Source organism: Paenibacillus sp. A3M_27_13 (genome assembly GCF_024213315.1).
Classification (GTDB): Bacteria; Bacillota; Bacilli; order Paenibacillales; family Paenibacillaceae; genus Paenibacillus; species Paenibacillus polymyxa_B.
Window position 1 is genome coordinate 625,961 of sequence record NZ_JANAVE010000001.1, and the last position, 17,269, is coordinate 643,229.

A 17,269-nucleotide genomic window follows, 5' to 3' on the forward strand; every position below is an offset into this window, starting at 1 on the left:
TTTTTACGGAGCAATTGTCAGCATCACTACCGACATTGGTGGCAGTGTAACATCCAAATGCTGACCTTGCAGCTGATAGGATGTGAAAGCTTCCTTTTTCACACGCTCTGGCTGATCAAACGTATTATGTGCCTGCATATCGTCGCTGGCAAGAACAACACCGCTGATCTTTTTAACCTCTTCCAGTCCTCTTAGCTCCAAATTCAAGTTTGCCGACTCGCCCGGATGGATGTTGCAAAAGCTAATATGAATATTGTCATCCTGCGCCTTGGAGGCGGACACGCTTACTTGTGGGATGGAATCCCCATCATATTCATAATCGCCCACCTTTACATGAACAGCCAGTGCTTGTGCATCCTGATGCACCTTAAACATTTCAAATATATGGTATGTCGGCGTCAACAGCATAGCAGGGCCTTCGGTCAGAATCATGGCCTGTAAAACATTGACCATTTGAGCGATATTCGTCATCTGTACTCGGTCATGGTGATTATGGAAAATGTGTAGGTGCAGCCCAGCTACCAGCGCATCGCGCATCGTGTTTTGCTGATACAGGAAGCCCGGATTGGTCCCCGGCTCAGTCAGGAACCAGGTTCCCCATTCATCGACGATCAGTCCGACCCTTTTGTCAGGATCATATTGGTCCATAATGGCTGAATGACGAGTAATCAATTCATCCATATGCAATGATTTTTTCATCGTCTCGAACCATTCCGCTTCATCAAAGCCGAGTGCTTGCCGTTTCCCTTCCCAGTTTCCCGGGATCGTATAGTTATGCAGGCTCAAACCGTCCATAAGATGCCCAGCTTCACGCATCAACACTTCGGTCCAACGATAATCATCCACATTCGCCCCCCCTGCAACCCGATAAATGCGGTTCTCGCCATAGTTACGGACATATGTCTGATAGCGGCGATACAGGTCGGCATAATATTCTGGGCGCATGTTACCGCCACAACCCCAGTTTTCGTTACCCACTCCAAAATATTTGAGCTTCCATGGTTTCTCACGACCGTTTTCCTGACGCCATGCAGCCATAGGGGACTCTCCATCGAAGGTCATGTACTCTACCCATTCCGACATTTCCTGAACTGTACCACTGCCGACATTTCCACAAATATAAGGCTCTGCATCTAACAGTTCGCACAATTGAAAAAACTCATGTGTGCCAAAATGATTATTTTCAACCACACCGCCCCAATGCGTATTTACCATTCTCTTACGGTTTTCTTTTGGTCCGATACCATCTTTCCAATGATATTCATCGGCAAAACAGCCTCCCGGCCAGCGCAATACAGGAATGTTCAGCTTTTTCAGGGCTTCCACTACATCATTTCGAATTCCGTTTGTGTTTGGAATCGGTGAGTCCTCTCCAACCCATATGCCTTCATAAATGCAACGTCCAAGATGCTCAGCAAATTGTCCATAAATATTTTTATTAATAATGCCTTGTTTCCAATCGGTATTAACAACAATAGAACCCTTCACAACAAACCCTCCCCAAAATATTAAGATTGTTGGAACACCCGCACGAATGTTTGCGCTTTCATTTTTGGTCTAAATATCACTCATATTACCGATCTTCTTCCGATCTTAATTTTTACGTAACATCACATCTAGAAAACATTAATATAAATATTAATAATTAAATAAAAACATTTCACGTGTTTAATATATTTTATTGCCTACTTTTTGTCAATCGTTAAGAAAAGGTCCAATCAAACCAAAAAGCCTGCCATTAGGGCAGACCAAGGTATGACTACTTTAACCCGTAATCCAAGTTCAGCCGAGCCTGAGCATTGTATCTTTTAGGCTGTTCCTATCCAGCGTGAACCATGGTAACTGGGACAATTTTGAGCTGCCGCCAAAGCACGTACACGAACAATACTTCCGCTGATGCCACATGTATGCCCGGACATTAACTCTTCACATTGTGAGCAGGCCAACAGTCTGGCTTCGTACACTTCATCGTTTACACATTCCATTTTGGGTCTCATGTTGGTTAGAATTCTGGTAATTTGCTCTTCCGATATCGAGATATCTCTTTCACAGCCTTTACAGGTACTTGGCATAGGTATATCTTCCATCGTAAGCTTACCCTCCCCATCAACAATGTCTTAAGTAAATACAGTGAGTCCATGATGCCATAAATGATAACAGTATATTGTTTATTCTGGCTAGCCCTATTTCCGTTCCGACGAAAGGCTGGCAGCCGCCTCAGATACGACCATCGCCAAGTCCTCATTTCCGAACATGGACAGTACCCCTAATACCGTATCCAGCGGAATATCACCCGCTTCTTCACGCGATACAGTCAACTTGCGTACTCGTAGCAGACGCTCGTTACTATCCTGATGCGGATACGCTACACGATATAATTCCTCTGGCTCCAACCCGTGATTGATACACCATTGCGCAAATACAAGGATCATCATATCTTCTTCTTGCTTATAATTTTCAATGATGGCTTCTTCTAGCTGTTTACCACGGTTATCTTCTTCCATTCATTCATTTCTCCTTCAACCTAATTCTTGATGTCTGTCTGGACTGTTAAGATCACGTTCGGACGTTCCATATTAAACACTCAAACGGCTGATCAGTTCGTCAGCCAGCATATGGCTTTCCAATACTTTTCCAGCCCGTACAGCACACTCCTCCGGACGATGAATATGCTCCAGAAAATGATTCACGACTCCGGTGAATCCCCGTCTTTCCAAAATCGTATCCCAGCTTCCAAATGTTTGCGTTAGTGGTGAATGATTTTTTTGCATAAAAACAGCCTGTTCCATATTTATTACTTCAACAGACCGTCCTGCCCCGTGAAGCTCCAGCTTCTCTATGTCAGCCCCTGCCTGTCTACTCATACTGTAGCTTCCGGTAGCATTCCCCAAACGTACGGTCCCGAACGCAGCATCCATATATCCATCACTCGTCGTATTCATACTACTATGCAGCAGCTCATAATCATCGCCACCCAACCACAAAAGCAAATCAAGCATGTGAATTAAATCATCATAAACCGTCTGTGCCGCCGGTCTTCGATCATATCCAGTACGGTGTTTAATGGCCGCACATTGACTGAATCCACCTGCTTCCTCTAACCATGCTTTAGCAGCTACATAATGCGGGGCAAAACGTCGATTAAAGCCTACCGCCAGCAGCACGGCCTGCGCTTCCGCAAAAGCGGTCATTTCCAGATTCTGACGAACATCATAGGACAACGGTTTATCCACATACACAGCAATCCCTTTTTCAATACACGCCATAACTAGATCAAAATGAGCTTCGGTCGCGGCATGTATAAATACAGCTTCCGGTTCCCATGCTAGCATCTCCTTCACATCAGTCGTTCCTCTTGGCAACCTATATTGCTCCATAATGGAACTCACCGGCTCCTGTGAACGGTTCATGACACCTACAATGTCTACACCTTGGTGTGCTGCCAGTAACGGTAAGTATACTTTTCGAGCAATACCACCCAGTCCTGCAATAGCTACCCTTGTCTTCGTTTGCTTGTCCATTTCGCTCCCACCTTTAATCACTCATTCATCTGTTGTCTAGTTTACATGGAAGTCTGCTGACAAGCAAAGAAAAGAGACTGCTCCGGGTCCAGTTGGACCTAACAGAACAGCCTCTACGGCATGAATGTTCAGCTTCAGCTAAGTTTACTTAATGTAAGTTAGCTTAGGCGTGCTGCGCTTGCTTTCTTGTTTTTTCACTTTTAATTTTTTTAACACGCATCCCAATGGCTACAACCAGAACCACAACCAGAACCTCAAAGCCGTATTTAATGACCCCGTTCATAAACCAGTGTGCAATCAGCGGTTCCGCCACCACCATTTTGGCGGCAGTGTAAGCCAGTACAGCAGCACCAATCGTAATAACTACTGGGTAACGTTCAGTCAGCTTCAAGATAATCGTACTTCCCCACACCATGATTGGAACGGAGATTGCCAGACCCAGTATAACAAGCAGCATGTTTCCATGAGCTGCTCCCGCAACAGCAAGTACATTGTCGAGGCCCATCATCGTATCCGCGATAATAATCGTGCGGATCGCTGCCCACATTTGATTCGTAGCTGAAATTTCATGTTTTTTCTCTTCGACCAGCAGCTTATAGGCAATATAGATAAGTGCGAGTCCCCCAATCAAACGCAAACCATAAATTTGCAATAAATACGTGACCAGCACTGTAGCAATCACACGAATGATGACCGCTCCGACCGTCCCCCAAATAATGACCTTCTTTTGATTGGCCTTATCAACATTGCGAGCCGCCAAACCGATTACGATGGCATTGTCACCAGCTAGCACCAGATCAATGATAATGATGGATACTAATGCGGTTAAAAACTCAATTGACAAAAAATCCATACGTTTCTCCCACCTTTTTTATTTATTTGTTATACTGTACATAGTTCAGCGCTTTATACTAAAAAAGCGCCATTTCACGGAATCCGGAAACGGCGCTTGACCCAAATTTGGCATCAAAAAAAGACCATTTACCCGGATTCCTAAAATCCTGGCAAAGGTCTCGCTTACAACATTACGTTGCCAATAAAGCCGGGGATTAAAAATCCCGTAATGACGACTTTACTCGTTGAGCTACTCCCCTTTGGGAACTATTCTATTAGTGGCAGTATAGCACACATTATTGGGAATGTGAACCCTATTTTTTTCTGTATAAGCGATAAGCCGAACAGGGATATTGAAAGAGGTATGTAAATGAAAAAATGGCTACTCGTCGCGGCTTATGTTTCGCTGCTTTGCATCGCGTTTATCTACAGATATGATTGGCTCGCCTGGGCGGACAAGCAAACCTCCTTTCCAGTTCTGCTACTGCTCGCATTTTTATTCGCGTTAATACCGTTTGTGCCGTACAAGCTGATTATCGCTTCTATTGCTTATGCCGCAGGCCCCTGGCAAGGTGCTCTGATCTGCTGGCTGGGCACTACCTTGGCTGCGCTGGTCGTTTATAGTGCCGTACGTACCCTGTTCCGTGACAAAGGACGTGCCTATTTGGAGCGGGTTCCCGCATTGGAGCGCTTCAATCGGGTCATGGAGAGGGAGCCTTTTGCTGCTGTGCTGCTGGCTCGCCTGATTCCGGTCATCCCCCAGGCAGCGGTAAATGTATACGCTGGAGTAGCAGGGTTTCCGTTCTGGAGCTTTATCCTAGGTACAGCTATTGGCAAGCTTCCCGCAATTGCGGTGTATGCTTATGCAGGCGGCACCTTTGCAGAACATCCAATCACCGGTTTGCTCATTTTGGTGCTATATACTGCACTGGTGGGCGGCGGCTTTATACTCTACCGAAAAAGGCTTCAACGCGCCAATAGAATATAATGCGATAGTTTGCCACCGTCTCTTTCGTTGCGATTTTTGAGGACAGAGCCAGTTACACTGCTGTTTGGTTTCTGACGTTTCGTTGGATTTTGCAAAAATCTCGTATATAATTTAATTGTAAGCTATTTAAATAACAACTAATTAAACATTCTCAGATTGGAGTGACAAATATGAGCACCAACAATCCACACACAGTAGAAAAAGCAACTTTTGCAGGTGGCTGCTTCTGGTGCATGGTTTCCCCTTTTGAGGAATTACCCGGTATTTTGAAGGTTAGATCTGGATACACAGGGGGACATACCGAAAATCCTACCTATGAAGAGGTGTGTTCTGAAACAACGGGACATGTGGAAGCCGTACAGATTACATTTGACCCACAAGTTTTCCCGTATGAAAAACTGTTGGAGCTATTCTGGCAGCAGATTGATCCGACGGATGAAGGTGGACAGTTCCACGATAGGGGTTCATCCTACCAAACGGCTATTTTCTATCATAATGAAGAGCAACGAATCAAGGCAGAAGCGTCTAAAGAAGCTTTGGCTCAAAGTGGCCGCTTCGACAAGCCCATTGCTACACCGATCCTGCCTGCGGCCACTTTTTATGAAGCAGAAGAATATCATCAGGACTATCATAAGAAGAACCCCGCTCATTACAAGCGCTACCGCAAAGGTTCGGGACGTGAAGATTTTATCGAGCAAAATTGGTCCGGCAAGGTTGATAAATCCGATCTTAAAGATCGGCTGACGCCTATTCAATACGAAGTAACACAAAAAAACGCGACCGAGCGCCCTTTTCAAAATGAGTTTTGGGATCATGAAGGTGAAGGCATTTACGTGGATATCGTATCAGGAGAGCCTTTGTTCAGTTCATTGGACAAATTTGACGCAGGTTGCGGTTGGCCCAGCTTTACCCGTCCATTGCGCAGCTACAATGTCAAAGAAAAAACTGATCTCAGCCATTTTATGATCCGTACCGAGGTGCGAAGTCGTGAAGCTGACTCCCATTTAGGGCACGTATTCGATGATGGTCCTGGTCCAGATGGTTTGCGTTATTGCATAAATTCCGCCGCGCTCCGCTTTGTGCCTCAAGAAGACTTGGAACGTGAAGGATACGGAGCATATAAGTCATTATTTGAACAGTAAATAGCCATGGAATCATTGGGGCTGACCCGCGATCTATCTTTAATAGATGATCACGGGCCAGCCTTTTTTGGGATGTGGCAGCACATCATTACGTAAGCTAGCCATTTAACTCATTACCCATCCAAGCCAAATGGCTAGCGGTACTAGCAATAGCTGGGCTAATAAAGTACCTGCCAAGCGCGAGATGATCATCCAGCCGTACATGCTGTTCATCCGAGTTAAGGGTAGCTCCCCTCGTAGCGTTTTCTCCGACAGAACCGCCAATCTTGGATCAATTAACAAGGTTAATAATACCGTTGCGACGCCATTGATTAGACCTGACGACATTGACATTGCTGTACCTTGAGCAGGCCACAGGAATGATGCATATAAAGCAGATACTACTCCTGTTGTATAAATCGCAGTGACAGCTATATTCAGAATAATTAGACGCTTGGGTATCGCTCCACTAATCAGTGAAGTAAGCATTGACCAGGTGGGGCGCTTTATGTAGTAGCCTGCATGTTTCCAGCGACTTCGCAGCATTAAATGACGCACCAAAGCCGGAATAGATCCGGTATGCTCCAAATGCACAATCCATCTGGCTGACATGCGTACCACTGTTGGATACAGTAATTATAGTTCCAGTCTAATATCCGTTCTGCCCACTTGTGTTGCAGCTTTAGCCTGATCGACCATCCCTCCAAGTAAAGGCCCCTGCGCCATGTTAGAGGTGCGTGAAACCAACAGCAGCATCCCCGCAACGGTTAACGCCAATCCAATCCGACGCGCTCGCAAACCACCAAGCCGAAGAGCATAGGACAAGCTATCTGTAGTATGAATGATGATAGTCAGCAAAAAAACAAAACCCCAGGCAAGCAAATACTTCACTCCTTTTTCTGGTATTCTGCACACCATTATACGCTTTTTCTCAAGATACATTTTACAATATATTCATTTTTTTGATTTCCGTTTGTTTAAGCCGACAACGGGTAATACATAATACATCATCTGTTATAAGGAGTGTTCAACTATGCCTTGGAACAAACATGATTACCCTCCATCCATGAAAAACCTGGAGCCTCGTGTGCGAGAAAAAGCCGTCGATATTGCTAACGCCCTACTCCATGACGGCTATGAAGAAGGGCGCTCGATTGCGATTGCCACTTCCCAAGCCGAGGAATGGAACGATAATCATCCAGCCGAGCAAGATGAGAAACCGACAAAACATGAAAAACAGCATTCAAGCGAAAATCTGCACAACCATCATTCCACTTCTTCCGATGCAAAGGAACCCATTCATGTGGTGCCGCACGAGGATCGCTGGGCAATCAAAGAAGAGGGACACAACCAGCCCATTTCAACCTTTAAACACAAAAATGAGGCGATTGACGAAGCTCAAAGTTTTGTAGAACACCAACAGATTTCTGCAATTATTCATGACCGGAATGGACGCATTCATTCAACTTTAAAGCCTTCCTGATAGAAGCTGAATACAGCGAAAGGGTGTTACGTAAGAAGATTTCTCTCCTGACGTAACACCCTTTCCTTATTGACGAAGGCTGTGGACGACCGGCACTGTTTTGGCAACCACCTTTTTAGCGGGAATAGCCGCTGGCAGTACCTTTTTCACAGGTCGGTGCAGTTGGAACGTGGTCGTCCATGTAATTATTTTTCCGGCAAGCCACACAGCCAGTATTGTAAACATTGTTTCCTTCATAGGCAGATACAACAATGATAATCCCAGTACGATGATGTCACTGACAATAAACACGTTGCCGATTTTCCACCCGCGCCACTCACTGATCAGCAGAGATAAGATATCATCGCCCCCGGTTGCTCCACCGAATCGCAGTACGATTCCGGCTCCCAAACCTGTAAGCACCCCACAAAGTAGAGCAGCTATCAGCAGATTTCCATGTAGATCTATAACCAGAGTCGAATACTTCTCAAATCCTGCATAAAACAGTGAAAAAGCGATGGCTCCGATTAACGCAAGCAGCATAAATCTTCTGCCCTTCAGTACCCATGCCAGCAATATGACGGGAATATCAAGCAGCAACATACTCCATGCTGGAGATATGCCAAACGCGTAATGTCCCAGCAGGGCCAAGCCTGCAAATCCGCCTTCTGACAAATGATTTTGAGCATTAATGTGATAATACGTAAAAGCTAAAATGCATGTTCCGAGCAACATGACAGCAATCTGTCTCAGTGCTCCATTGTTCACGATAGATTCGTAAGTTTTCCTCATACAGGCTCCCTCGGTTTCTCGTAAGTTTAGATGTGGATGAACCCACTCTTACGGAAGCTACCGGGTAAGATGTGCCTGGAGGACTTGGTCCTTCGCATGTACAATCCCCTCTTCCGCAGAGTTGGCTTTCGCAACTTGACGTTACTCCGCGGAAAAGCTAAGTATAAGACAGATCAAATCGTTTCCAAATCGTCCTTTGGGGAAGTATCCTTCGGGGACACATGGTATCCTGATCCTTTCTTTTGTGGAATAAAACTCCGACATTTCTGTGGTACATATAATTCTATAATTTATTATACCACACCTTGTCACCTGCTAAACAGCTTGCTTTTTTGCTGCACCATATTTTATTTTATGTGTGAGCATGCTTTATTGTATGTGCGAATTAACGCATTATACCGTAGGTTTGGCGAATGCACATTTAATATAATAACCAAAGCGTATTTTATTTCTGTTTAGATTATTATCCACTTAATTTGGCGGTTCTACGCTGGTTGGCCATAAACACGCCTCCAAGTATAAGGACCAGCCCGGTCAGAACGTTCCAGCCGATATGTTCATTCAAGAGCAAAAAGCCCCATACGATGGCACTTACTGGTACAAAATACGTCACCGAAGAAGCAAATTCCGCACTCCCCCGCAAAATCATGTAGTTGAACAAAATATATGCTACTCCTGATCCCAAAACTCCCAGTCCTATAAGAGAACCCAATACACCTGGGTCAGAAACAATCGACAAATCAGGTCTCTCCACAATTGCCATCATAATGCCACCCCCTACCGCAGCACCAAACAGTGTCGAAAAAGTAGCCTGATACATGGAAAGATTGGAGAGAAAACGTTTGGAGAGCTGTGTTCCAAATCCGTAGCAGAGAGTCGCAAGCAGCATACATCCAAAACCCACAGGATCAACAGAAATAATAGATGCAGGATTAATACCCAATAAAATAATGATTCCTACAAAAGCGAGACCCATTCCTAACCACTGCATTCGATGAAAAATAGCCCCGAAAAAAACAAGCCCCACCAACATGGTCCATATTGGCGTGGTGGCATTCAATACAGAAGCCATGCTGCTAGCTATTCTGGTCTCGCTAAAACCGATCAATGTCCATGGCAAAACCATGTTGACCAAAGCTACCAGAATAACCGATTTCCACGGAATGCTTTTGATTTCAAACGGCCTGCGCATAAGTAGCATTAATAAGACGATAAAAATAAATCCAAAGCTGGATCTGAGAAATACAATCGTCCACGGCCCTACTTGATGTAGCAACAACACCTTGATAAACATAAACGAACCGCCCCAAATGAGGCTCAACAATAATAAAGCTGCATATAACGAACGTGACAATATGTATACCTTCTTTCTCTACTTTCTTAAGTTAAATAGTAAAGGCTGACCGCAGCCAGAACGATCTCCCCTTTTATGTAAGTTTTTATCCAATAGCTTAACATAAACTCTGTTTGACTGTCATTGGCGATAAACGCATGAATTCTTTACACAAAGGCACATAGGATATCGCTCCCTACCACTTTTCCATTAATTGATGATTGCTTTAGTAATGGAAAAATTCCTATGATGGGGGAGGTATAAACAGAACGTATGTTCTATATACTGATTATATATTGTATTCTTACTCGGAGTAAAGGAGATTTTTATGCCAAACCAAAAGACACTAAACCACAAGAATAAAGCTCCTTTGCCTTCTGAAGAAGACGCAGGGCTGATCAAGATCTGTGTACTTCTAACTCTTGTGCTGGATGTGCTGGAACGAGACATTCGTATTATAAATACCTCTCCTCTAAAAATGCCCGATTTGTATGTTCGTAGCCTGACTGGAGTACAACAGCGCGTAGCTGTTCAATTAGCAGAGACAAAGGCGCGAATGAAAACACTAGGGGTTAAAATTTACAGCGAAATCCGAAATCATGAAGGCATAGAGGTTTTGTATGTATGCCGCGGCTATCAAAGGCGTTTTTTCATGCTTTCATCCTTTGCCCGCAGCGAGGTCCGACGGAAACTGGGACATTATCTGGGAATTGACCCCACCCAAGATTAAGCCCCCTTGTAATCTCGTCTCTGGTTCTTGCACGATTAATTTTCATTCCCTGCAAAATAACCAACCCACCTCCCATTTATCAACCTAAATTAAATTCTAGTATAAAACTATTGCGTTACGTGAAGTGAAGGTGATTCGAGAATGGATAAGTCACCATATCATGGATAAACTCAATCCATTTGACACACATTATGCCTATCTCATCCAAAAAGGAGGTGCTCTCTTGGCTGGACATGACGCAGCTTCCGTTGAATTAAGTAGGAATGTTTCCTTTATTGAGCAAGCCCTTTTTTATACGGATGATTTAAAAAAGCAGGCGATTTCCGTTGACGGCAAAGACGGTATGCTGCTCTATATTGATTCGCTCGTAGATCAGGAGATGATTCAAACTCATATCCTGAGTGCCTTATATGAGAAAACCGATGCAGTCTCTCATCAAATGTTCACCACCTTAAGCAGTCAAAAAGACACCGACCTTCAAAATGCTGCTGATTCGCTTATCCAGGGATATTGCATTTTTATGATAAATGGAGCGGAAGGATTTTTTATCCTTTCTTCCGAAAAAACGTATGCTCGCAGTACGGACGAACCAGAAAACGAAGGGATTATTCACGGACCGCACAATGGATTCATTGAGCAGTTATCCATCAATCTGAATCTGATTCGCAAACAAATTGTCACACCGTCACTGGTTGTACGCTACTTTTATGTGGGATCTAAAACCCGGACTAAAATCGCTATTGTCTATGTTCAAGACTTGGCTAATCCTGAGCTAGTGGAAGCAGTGAAAACGAGAATTAAAGCGATCTCCTCCGATATGGTGCTCCCCCCCGGTTTTATTCAAGAGTTTATTGAGGACAACCCTTTTTCCCTCTTCCCTCAACAGCTCAGCACGGAACGACCGGATCGTGTGACCGCCAATCTAATGGAGGGACGCATAGCGATTTTGGCTGAAGGTAGCCCAACTGCTCTAATAGCTCCCGTCTCTTTTTTTGCATTTTACCAAAGCCCAGATGATTATCACGGCCGTTGGATTATTAGTTCATTTCTAAGAACGATTCGAATGATGAGCTTTTTGATCGCTTTTACGCTACCTGCCATTTACATTGCGACGATTGCTTTTCATCCAGCTATTTTGCCATTAGAGCTGGCGCATACCATCAAAAAATCACTGGAAAACGTTCCATTCCCAGCGATTGTGGAGGCTATGCTGCTTGAATTGATCTTTGAGGTGCTACGAGAAGCCGGGGTTCGTCTACCCAGTCGGGTTGGTCAAACTATTGGAATCGTTGGCGGTCTCGTCATCGGAGATGCTATCGTTCGGGCTGGTCTCGTGTCGTATACGATGATCATCGTCGTCTCGTTAACAGCCATTTCTTCTTTTTTAGTGCCTTCTCATGAAATGAGCTCAGCGGTTCGTATCCTTCGTTTTCCGATGATGACTGCTGCAGCCTTGTTTGGATACATTGGCATTGCTTTCGGTTTACTTTTTCTTACCATCCACCTTTGCAAGCTGGAGACCTTTGGTACGCCCTACTTTGCTCCTCTTGCACCATTCCGGCTCGGTGATATGAAAGATGTTTTTATCCGCTTTCCGATTTGGACATTCCATCAGCGACCATATGATTCCCAAGCCCAAAAATTGAAGCAGCAGAACGACTCTAGGAGCTGGAAAAGACGTGAATAAAGAAAGTACCATTGCATCGGGTCAACTGTTTTTTCTCATCATTAAGTTTGAGATTGGCGTAGATATTTTGTCACTTCCCTATCAGATGCACCTTTCAACTAAAGGAGGGGGTTGGATATCTGTCATTATTGGTGGCCTTTTGATTCAACTCATTATTTTGATGTGCTGGCTCCTGCTAAGACGTTTTCCCTCCTCTTCGATTTATCAAATATTAACCCAGATTACTGGTTGCTAGATTGGAAAAGCATTGACTGTGGCTTACATTGCTTACTATCTGCTCATGGGTACCTCGGTTCTTGTGAACGCTTATGACGTCATTAACCGCTGGATGCTGCAATATACTCCCCGTTGGGCTATACTTGCCCTGTTTTTGTTCAGTAGCATATATCTGGTTCGCGAAAATTTAAGAACGATTGCCCGAGTACTTGTTTTAATTTCATTTCTGATTTTTCCCATGATGCTGTTAATTAGCTATGGTATAAAGCAGTCCAACCCGCTTTATCTGCTACCTCTGACTGAGGCGGGATGGCCCCGTATTATTGTCGGTTCAAAAGAAACGCTCCTAGCGATGTTTGGTTTTGAGTTCATTCTTGTCGTCTTTCCCATGGTTGAGGGCAAAAGTACAAGCAAGCTCAAGTCAATTCTGGCAGCTAACGCGATCGTGGTACTATTGTATTGTTTTACCGTATTTACCTGTAAACCGTATTCAGCCCCCAACAGCTTGAATTAATGCCGGAGCCAGTCATTTATTTGCTCAGATCCATTCCACTGGGAACGATGGATCGGGTCGATTTTATTTTTCTGCCGATTTGGCTCATTTCGATCTTTGGAGCTATAAGTGGTTATTATTATGCGGCGTCTTACGGAATAAGCTATCTATTCAAGCAAAAAAGTCACAAAAAGGCGGTTTCCTTTGTTGTGCTCGCCTCATGTTGTATTGCCTATTTGCCTCAACGAAGAGAAGATTTCGAGCTTATTGGTTCCATAGCCAATAATTCTGCTTATATTTTCCTAATTGCGTTCCCTTTTCTGCTGCTGATCCTCTCCTATCTCTTCAAAAAAAAGGAGGGACCTGAAACATGAAAAAAAAGAGCAGAGCGCTTGGAATGCTAACTCTACTCATTTTTATAACAGGCTGCTGGGATCAGGACAATTTGAAGGATGCCCGATTGGCAAATGCATCGGCTTATGATCTCACTCCTGAAGGCATGTTGTTGCAAACGCTAGAGGTTGTAGACGATTCTCAAAGCAATCAAGGTAAAAGCACCAATGAAATTCACTCAGGCACCGGCCATTCCGTTCGGCAAAGTACAGACAAAATCCGAGCCAAAGTAACCGGGGATATCCGCTTTTTCAAATACGGAGTTATTCTGTATGGTACAAGCTTGGCCCGAAAAGATTTATATCCCTATCTGGATGTGCTGTATCGTGAGCCTGACCATCCGACTTCCCATGTCAAGGTAGCTATTGTAGATGGATTAGCTGGGGAAATAATAGATCAAAAAAGCATAGGTAGCCTCTTGATTGGCGAATTTATAACCAAAAAAATCAGAAGCCTTGAGGAAATGTGTATGTTCCCGGAAATGACACTGGAGACACTGCTCCCCCCAATGCTTGATCCGGGTCAAGATTTTGTACTCCCCTATCTTTCCAAAGAAGGAGAAGATATTACAGCACGTGGAATTGCCTTATTTCACGGACAAAAATTCACAGGAAGCCTAAGTAGTGAGCAAGGTGTTTTATATGTGTTAATGACTGGAAAGTGGAAAAATACAGCTCGCTTTGTAAAAAGGATACATCCCGGACCTGTCGGTGATGTGCAAAACTTTATTACGTATCAGGCTAAAATCCAGAATGTCAAACGTAGCCTTAAAGTGAACGTTCAGCGCGATGGACAAATTGATGTGGAGCTTAACCTAAAATTGCCTGTCGATATTGTTGAATATGCACGAAACCATCTTCAAGATAAAGCTAACGTACAGCGTCTGAACCGTCAACTTTCCGAAATCATGACCCAGGATGCGGAACAAATTATCCGTACACTTCAGGAAAATGGATGTGATGCCTTTGGCGTAGGCAGACAGTTGATCGCTCATTATCCAGCAGTATGGAAAAGTGTAGATTGGAATAAAGAATACCCCAATATCCGTTTTCATCCGCAGGTCACTGTAGACATTGTCGGGAACGGCATTTTAAACTAGGCCGTTCCTGTCGTTTAGTTTTTGGGTTGATCAGATATTATTTCAGGATAAACAACTTCGTCAGATTTGGTTTTTGGAGTCTCACTCTGGCTTTGTGATTCAGAAGGAGTCACCTGCTCGTTTTCAACAGAAGGTTGCGGAGTATCTGTAGATGGCAAATCTTCATTCTCATCAGGCATATCTATCTCTGTGCCTGCGTCAGGAACAGTAGGATCCGTTTCCTCTGGTGGAATTTTCTCTTGATCTATTGCAGGTACCTCAACCTCTGGGACTTCTTTTTCCTTGATATCTGGTTTAGACGGGACCACTGGTCTAGCAGAACGCGGAAGCTGTTCTCTTCCAACTTCGGTAGGCACATACTTTTGATTAAACCAGTCAGTCACGAGTTGACCCGATTGACGGGAATAACGCCCTGGCAGCTTACCTGTAAGGCTAGAAACCGTAACTCTTACAACACCTTCCGGCCGTATAAAGTGCTTTTTCTTAAAAAGCTCAGGCTGGTCCTTGACCGCCTCATTCATGATCAGTGCCCACACTGACTGTGCTCTGGAATGGCCTTCTTGAGATAATGTATTAACCTGTTGGCGGTAACCAGCCCAGACGCCTAGTGTAACGTCAGGTGTGTACCCCATAAACCACACATCACCAAAGTTTTGTGTCGTACCGGTTTTACCGGCGATATCAATGGCACCGTAGCTTTTAAAAGCATTTTGCAGGCGTTTGCCGGTTCCCCTCGGATCTGATATAACCGTTTTGAGCATATCCGTCATCAAAAATGCGGTTTGCTGCGAATATACACGCTTCGTCTGCGGTTTAAATTCATATACGATCTTCCCGTTGGCATCCGTAATTTTGCTGATCAGATGAGGTGCATTATATACACCCATATTGGGAATCGTTCCATATGCTGCGGTCAGTTCCTCGACGGATACCCCTTTGCTTAGTCCACCCAAAACCCCTGTCTGAGCATGTTCATCCTGCGGCTGAATCGTCGTAATTCCAAGAGAACGCACAAAATTCCAAGCATTTGGAATTTTAACTTCATATAGGAACAGCCTCAGCGCAGGGATGTTGATTGACCGATTGAGTGCTTCACGGGCTGTCATAAGCCCCTCGTACCGTCTGTTATAATTTTTAGGAATATGATAACCTTTACGCCCGTCTTTCAATATGATTTGTGAATCATCAATAAGACCGGCTGGCTGAGTGTAGCCCTTTTCCAAAGCAGGTAAATAAGCAGCAATAGGCTTCATGGCAGAACCGGGCTGACGTGTCATTTGAGTTGCATAGTTCATTTGCTCGGTATTAAAATCCCTGCCCTCGATCATACCGAGTATAGCCCCTGTTTTATGATCAATCATGATTGCTGCAATCTGCTCTAATCCCTTCTTCTTACTGTATGGAGAAAAATTTTGTGGATTGGCTGCAATCTGCCGCATATTGTTATAAATTTTCTTATTTATCGTTGTATAAATTCGATAGCCGGACCGTTGCAACTCTTCTCGCGTATTTTGAAGAAGCTCGGCATGCTCAGGCTTGGAAATCTCGGCTGCCGTGATATCGGGATTTTGCTGGAGCGCTAACAATTGGGCGGCTTCCCGCTCTGTCTCCAGCATCAAATAAGGGAATGTATTATAACTTTTTTCGCGATGTGGCGCAAGAGTGGCTTTCACATCAAATTGAAGCGCCTCGTTATATTCGGATAGCGTAAGTTTACCTGTTGCCAGCATTCTTCCCAACACGACACGTTGGCGCTCCATCGCTTTATTGAAGCCTTCTTCATCGAAGTTCCCTTTACCATCAAAAGCGGAATAAACAGATGGCAGTTGCGGGAGACCTGCCAAATAAGCCGCCTGAGCAATATGAAGCTTATGTAGATCACTTACATTGAAAATCCCTAACGAAGCAGACTTGATTCCATATAAATTGTAACCAGCGGAACCATTACCAAAAGGCATTTTGTTTAAGTAAGCCGTTAATATTTTATCCTTGCCCATAAACCGCTCCATACGCAGTGCCAGCAGCATTTCCTTCACCTTGCGACTGTCCGTCTTATCCAGACTGAGAAAAACCCTTCGGGCTACCTGCTGCGTCAGTGTGCTGCCGCCTGTTTGGCGGTTTTCATTCAAAAGCTTCTGCTTAACGGCACGAGCAGTTCCCTTTAAATCCACACCACGATGCTCATAAAATTGGCTGTCTTCCGTTGAAATGAGGGCGTCCACAATAGACTGAGGAACATCCTTCAGATCAACGAGCTGTCGATCCTCCTCCATGCGCATTCTTCCAACCGGAGTTACCTGATCATTAAAAAATACAAAGCTGGTCAGAGCGTTCTCATTTACCTTTTCATATATCAACTGACGTGATCGTACAGGTTCATCATGAACCAGTGCCGCCACATAACCGGATATAAGACCTCCAGCAAACAGCACTCCAAGTACACCCGCAAACGAGAACCACTTGATATTAATCAGCAAAACTCTGCCAAAAATACGCCACCTACTGCGTTTTTGAGATGATGGTCGACGTTTTGGGTTCATAAAAATGGTTTTCTCCCCTCAATATTCATTCATTTCCACTTGTTTTTGCTCAAGATATTA

Annotated in this window: 15 protein-coding genes and 2 pseudogenes; 8 read left to right on the plus strand and 9 right to left on the minus strand. The window is 44.3% G+C overall.

Annotation, left to right across the window (positions count from 1 at the left end; genetic code table 11):
- Positions 1-3: 3 nt before the first annotated feature.
- The 5 genes from NLX82_RS02965 to NLX82_RS02985 all read right to left on the minus strand — a co-directional run bounded on the left by NLX82_RS02965 (position 4) and on the right by NLX82_RS02985 (position 4,374).
- On the minus strand, positions 4-1,488 hold the full coding sequence (locus NLX82_RS02965; RefSeq protein WP_254347462.1) for an alpha-N-arabinofuranosidase: 1,485 nt from the start codon (positions 1,486-1,488) through the stop codon (positions 4-6).
- A gap of 320 nt (positions 1,489-1,808) precedes the next feature.
- Positions 1,809-2,087, minus strand: a complete 279-nt coding sequence (locus NLX82_RS02970) for a DUF6171 family protein (RefSeq protein WP_023989282.1) — start codon at positions 2,085-2,087, stop codon at positions 1,809-1,811.
- Positions 2,088-2,183: 96 nt separating this feature from the next.
- Complete coding sequence (locus NLX82_RS02975; protein WP_023989283.1) at positions 2,184-2,504, minus strand: hypothetical protein; 321 nt, start codon at positions 2,502-2,504, stop codon at positions 2,184-2,186.
- 72 nt (positions 2,505-2,576) lie between these two features.
- Positions 2,577-3,521: a Gfo/Idh/MocA family protein gene (locus NLX82_RS02980; RefSeq protein ID WP_076159489.1), complete on the minus strand. Its 945-nt coding sequence runs from the start codon at positions 3,519-3,521 to the stop codon at positions 2,577-2,579.
- A 163-nt stretch (positions 3,522-3,684) separates the two neighbouring features.
- Complete coding sequence (locus tag NLX82_RS02985) at positions 3,685-4,374, minus strand: TerC family protein (RefSeq protein WP_023989285.1); 690 nt, start codon at positions 4,372-4,374, stop codon at positions 3,685-3,687.
- A gap of 351 nt (positions 4,375-4,725) precedes the next feature.
- Here NLX82_RS02985 and NLX82_RS02990 point away from each other — a divergent pair, with 351 nt between their 5' ends.
- Entirely contained in the window at positions 4,726-5,343 is a 618-nt protein-coding gene (locus NLX82_RS02990; protein WP_023989286.1) for a TVP38/TMEM64 family protein, read from the plus strand.
- Positions 5,344-5,513: 170 nt separating this feature from the next.
- Positions 5,514-6,485 carry a peptide-methionine (S)-S-oxide reductase MsrA gene (gene msrA / locus NLX82_RS02995; protein WP_023989287.1) on the plus strand — a complete coding sequence of 324 codons (972 nt, stop codon included), beginning with the start codon at positions 5,514-5,516 and terminating at the stop codon, positions 6,483-6,485.
- A 105-nt stretch (positions 6,486-6,590) separates the two neighbouring features.
- Here msrA and NLX82_RS03000 read toward each other — a convergent pair.
- A pseudogene (locus NLX82_RS03000) lies at positions 6,591-7,406 on the minus strand (lipid II flippase family protein).
- Positions 7,407-7,497: 91 nt separating this feature from the next.
- On the opposite strand from NLX82_RS03000, the gene NLX82_RS03005 reads away from it, so the two are divergent.
- Positions 7,498-7,947 (plus strand): DUF2188 domain-containing protein, encoded by a 450-nt coding sequence (locus NLX82_RS03005; protein WP_076295278.1) that lies wholly within the window; start codon positions 7,498-7,500, stop codon positions 7,945-7,947.
- Positions 7,948-8,013: 66 nt separating this feature from the next.
- On the opposite strand, the gene NLX82_RS03010 is transcribed toward NLX82_RS03005, so the two are convergent.
- Positions 8,014-8,718 carry a YitT family protein gene (locus tag NLX82_RS03010; RefSeq protein WP_023989290.1) on the minus strand — a complete coding sequence of 235 codons (705 nt, stop codon included), beginning with the start codon at positions 8,716-8,718 and terminating at the stop codon, positions 8,014-8,016.
- A gap of 463 nt (positions 8,719-9,181) precedes the next feature.
- On the minus strand, positions 9,182-10,072 hold the full coding sequence (locus NLX82_RS03015) for a DMT family transporter (protein WP_076159477.1): 891 nt from the start codon (positions 10,070-10,072) through the stop codon (positions 9,182-9,184).
- Between the two features lie 307 nt (positions 10,073-10,379).
- On the opposite strand from NLX82_RS03015, the gene NLX82_RS03020 reads away from it, so the two are divergent.
- The 5 genes and pseudogenes from NLX82_RS03020 (at position 10,380) to NLX82_RS03040 (ending at position 14,669) form a co-directional block, all read left to right on the plus strand.
- Positions 10,380-10,781 carry a YhjD family protein gene (locus NLX82_RS03020; RefSeq protein ID WP_023989292.1) on the plus strand — a complete coding sequence of 134 codons (402 nt, stop codon included), beginning with the start codon at positions 10,380-10,382 and terminating at the stop codon, positions 10,779-10,781.
- A gap of 223 nt (positions 10,782-11,004) precedes the next feature.
- Positions 11,005-12,468 carry a spore germination protein gene (locus NLX82_RS03025; protein ID WP_076159474.1) on the plus strand — a complete coding sequence of 488 codons (1,464 nt, stop codon included), beginning with the start codon at positions 11,005-11,007 and terminating at the stop codon, positions 12,466-12,468.
- Positions 12,461-13,198: pseudogene (locus NLX82_RS03030) on the plus strand (GerAB/ArcD/ProY family transporter). The gene NLX82_RS03025 and the pseudogene NLX82_RS03030 overlap by 8 nt, the downstream one beginning before the upstream one ends.
- Before the next feature lie 20 nt (positions 13,199-13,218).
- Complete coding sequence (locus tag NLX82_RS03035) at positions 13,219-13,551, plus strand: GerAB/ArcD/ProY family transporter (RefSeq protein ID WP_254347463.1); 333 nt, start codon at positions 13,219-13,221, stop codon at positions 13,549-13,551.
- Positions 13,548-14,669, plus strand: coding sequence for a Ger(x)C family spore germination protein (locus tag NLX82_RS03040; protein WP_023989293.1), 1,122 nt, complete (start codon positions 13,548-13,550; stop codon positions 14,667-14,669). Before NLX82_RS03035 ends, NLX82_RS03040 begins: the two co-directional genes overlap by 4 nt.
- 14 nt (positions 14,670-14,683) lie before the next feature.
- On the opposite strand, the gene NLX82_RS03045 is transcribed toward NLX82_RS03040, so the two are convergent.
- Complete coding sequence (locus NLX82_RS03045) at positions 14,684-17,209, minus strand: transglycosylase domain-containing protein (protein WP_254347464.1); 2,526 nt, start codon at positions 17,207-17,209, stop codon at positions 14,684-14,686.
- Between the last annotated feature and the right edge of the window lie 60 nt (positions 17,210-17,269).

Excerpts from the sequence above, each read along its gene's own strand:
- NLX82_RS02970 (WP_023989282.1), bottom strand. The coding sequence starts at position 2,087 with ATGGAAGATATACCTATGCCAAGTACCTGTAAAGGCTGTGAAAGAGAT.
- NLX82_RS02975 (WP_023989283.1), bottom strand. The coding sequence starts at position 2,504 with ATGGAAGAAGATAACCGTGGTAAACAGCTAGAAGAAGCCATCATTGAA.
- NLX82_RS02980 (WP_076159489.1), bottom strand. The coding sequence starts at position 3,521 with ATGGACAAGCAAACGAAGACAAGGGTAGCTATTGCAGGACTGGGTGGT.
- NLX82_RS02985 (WP_023989285.1), bottom strand. The coding sequence starts at position 4,374 with ATGGATTTTTTGTCAATTGAGTTTTTAACCGCATTAGTATCCATCATT.
- NLX82_RS02990 (WP_023989286.1), top strand. The coding sequence starts at position 4,726 with ATGAAAAAATGGCTACTCGTCGCGGCTTATGTTTCGCTGCTTTGCATC.
- msrA (WP_023989287.1), top strand. The coding sequence starts at position 5,514 with ATGAGCACCAACAATCCACACACAGTAGAAAAAGCAACTTTTGCAGGT.
- NLX82_RS03005 (WP_076295278.1), top strand. The coding sequence starts at position 7,498 with ATGCCTTGGAACAAACATGATTACCCTCCATCCATGAAAAACCTGGAG.
- NLX82_RS03010 (WP_023989290.1), bottom strand. The coding sequence starts at position 8,718 with ATGAGGAAAACTTACGAATCTATCGTGAACAATGGAGCACTGAGACAG.
- NLX82_RS03020 (WP_023989292.1), top strand. The coding sequence starts at position 10,380 with ATGCCAAACCAAAAGACACTAAACCACAAGAATAAAGCTCCTTTGCCT.
- NLX82_RS03040 (WP_023989293.1), top strand. The coding sequence starts at position 13,548 with ATGAAAAAAAAGAGCAGAGCGCTTGGAATGCTAACTCTACTCATTTTT.
- NLX82_RS03045 (WP_254347464.1), bottom strand. The coding sequence starts at position 17,209 with ATGAACCCAAAACGTCGACCATCATCTCAAAAACGCAGTAGGTGGCGT.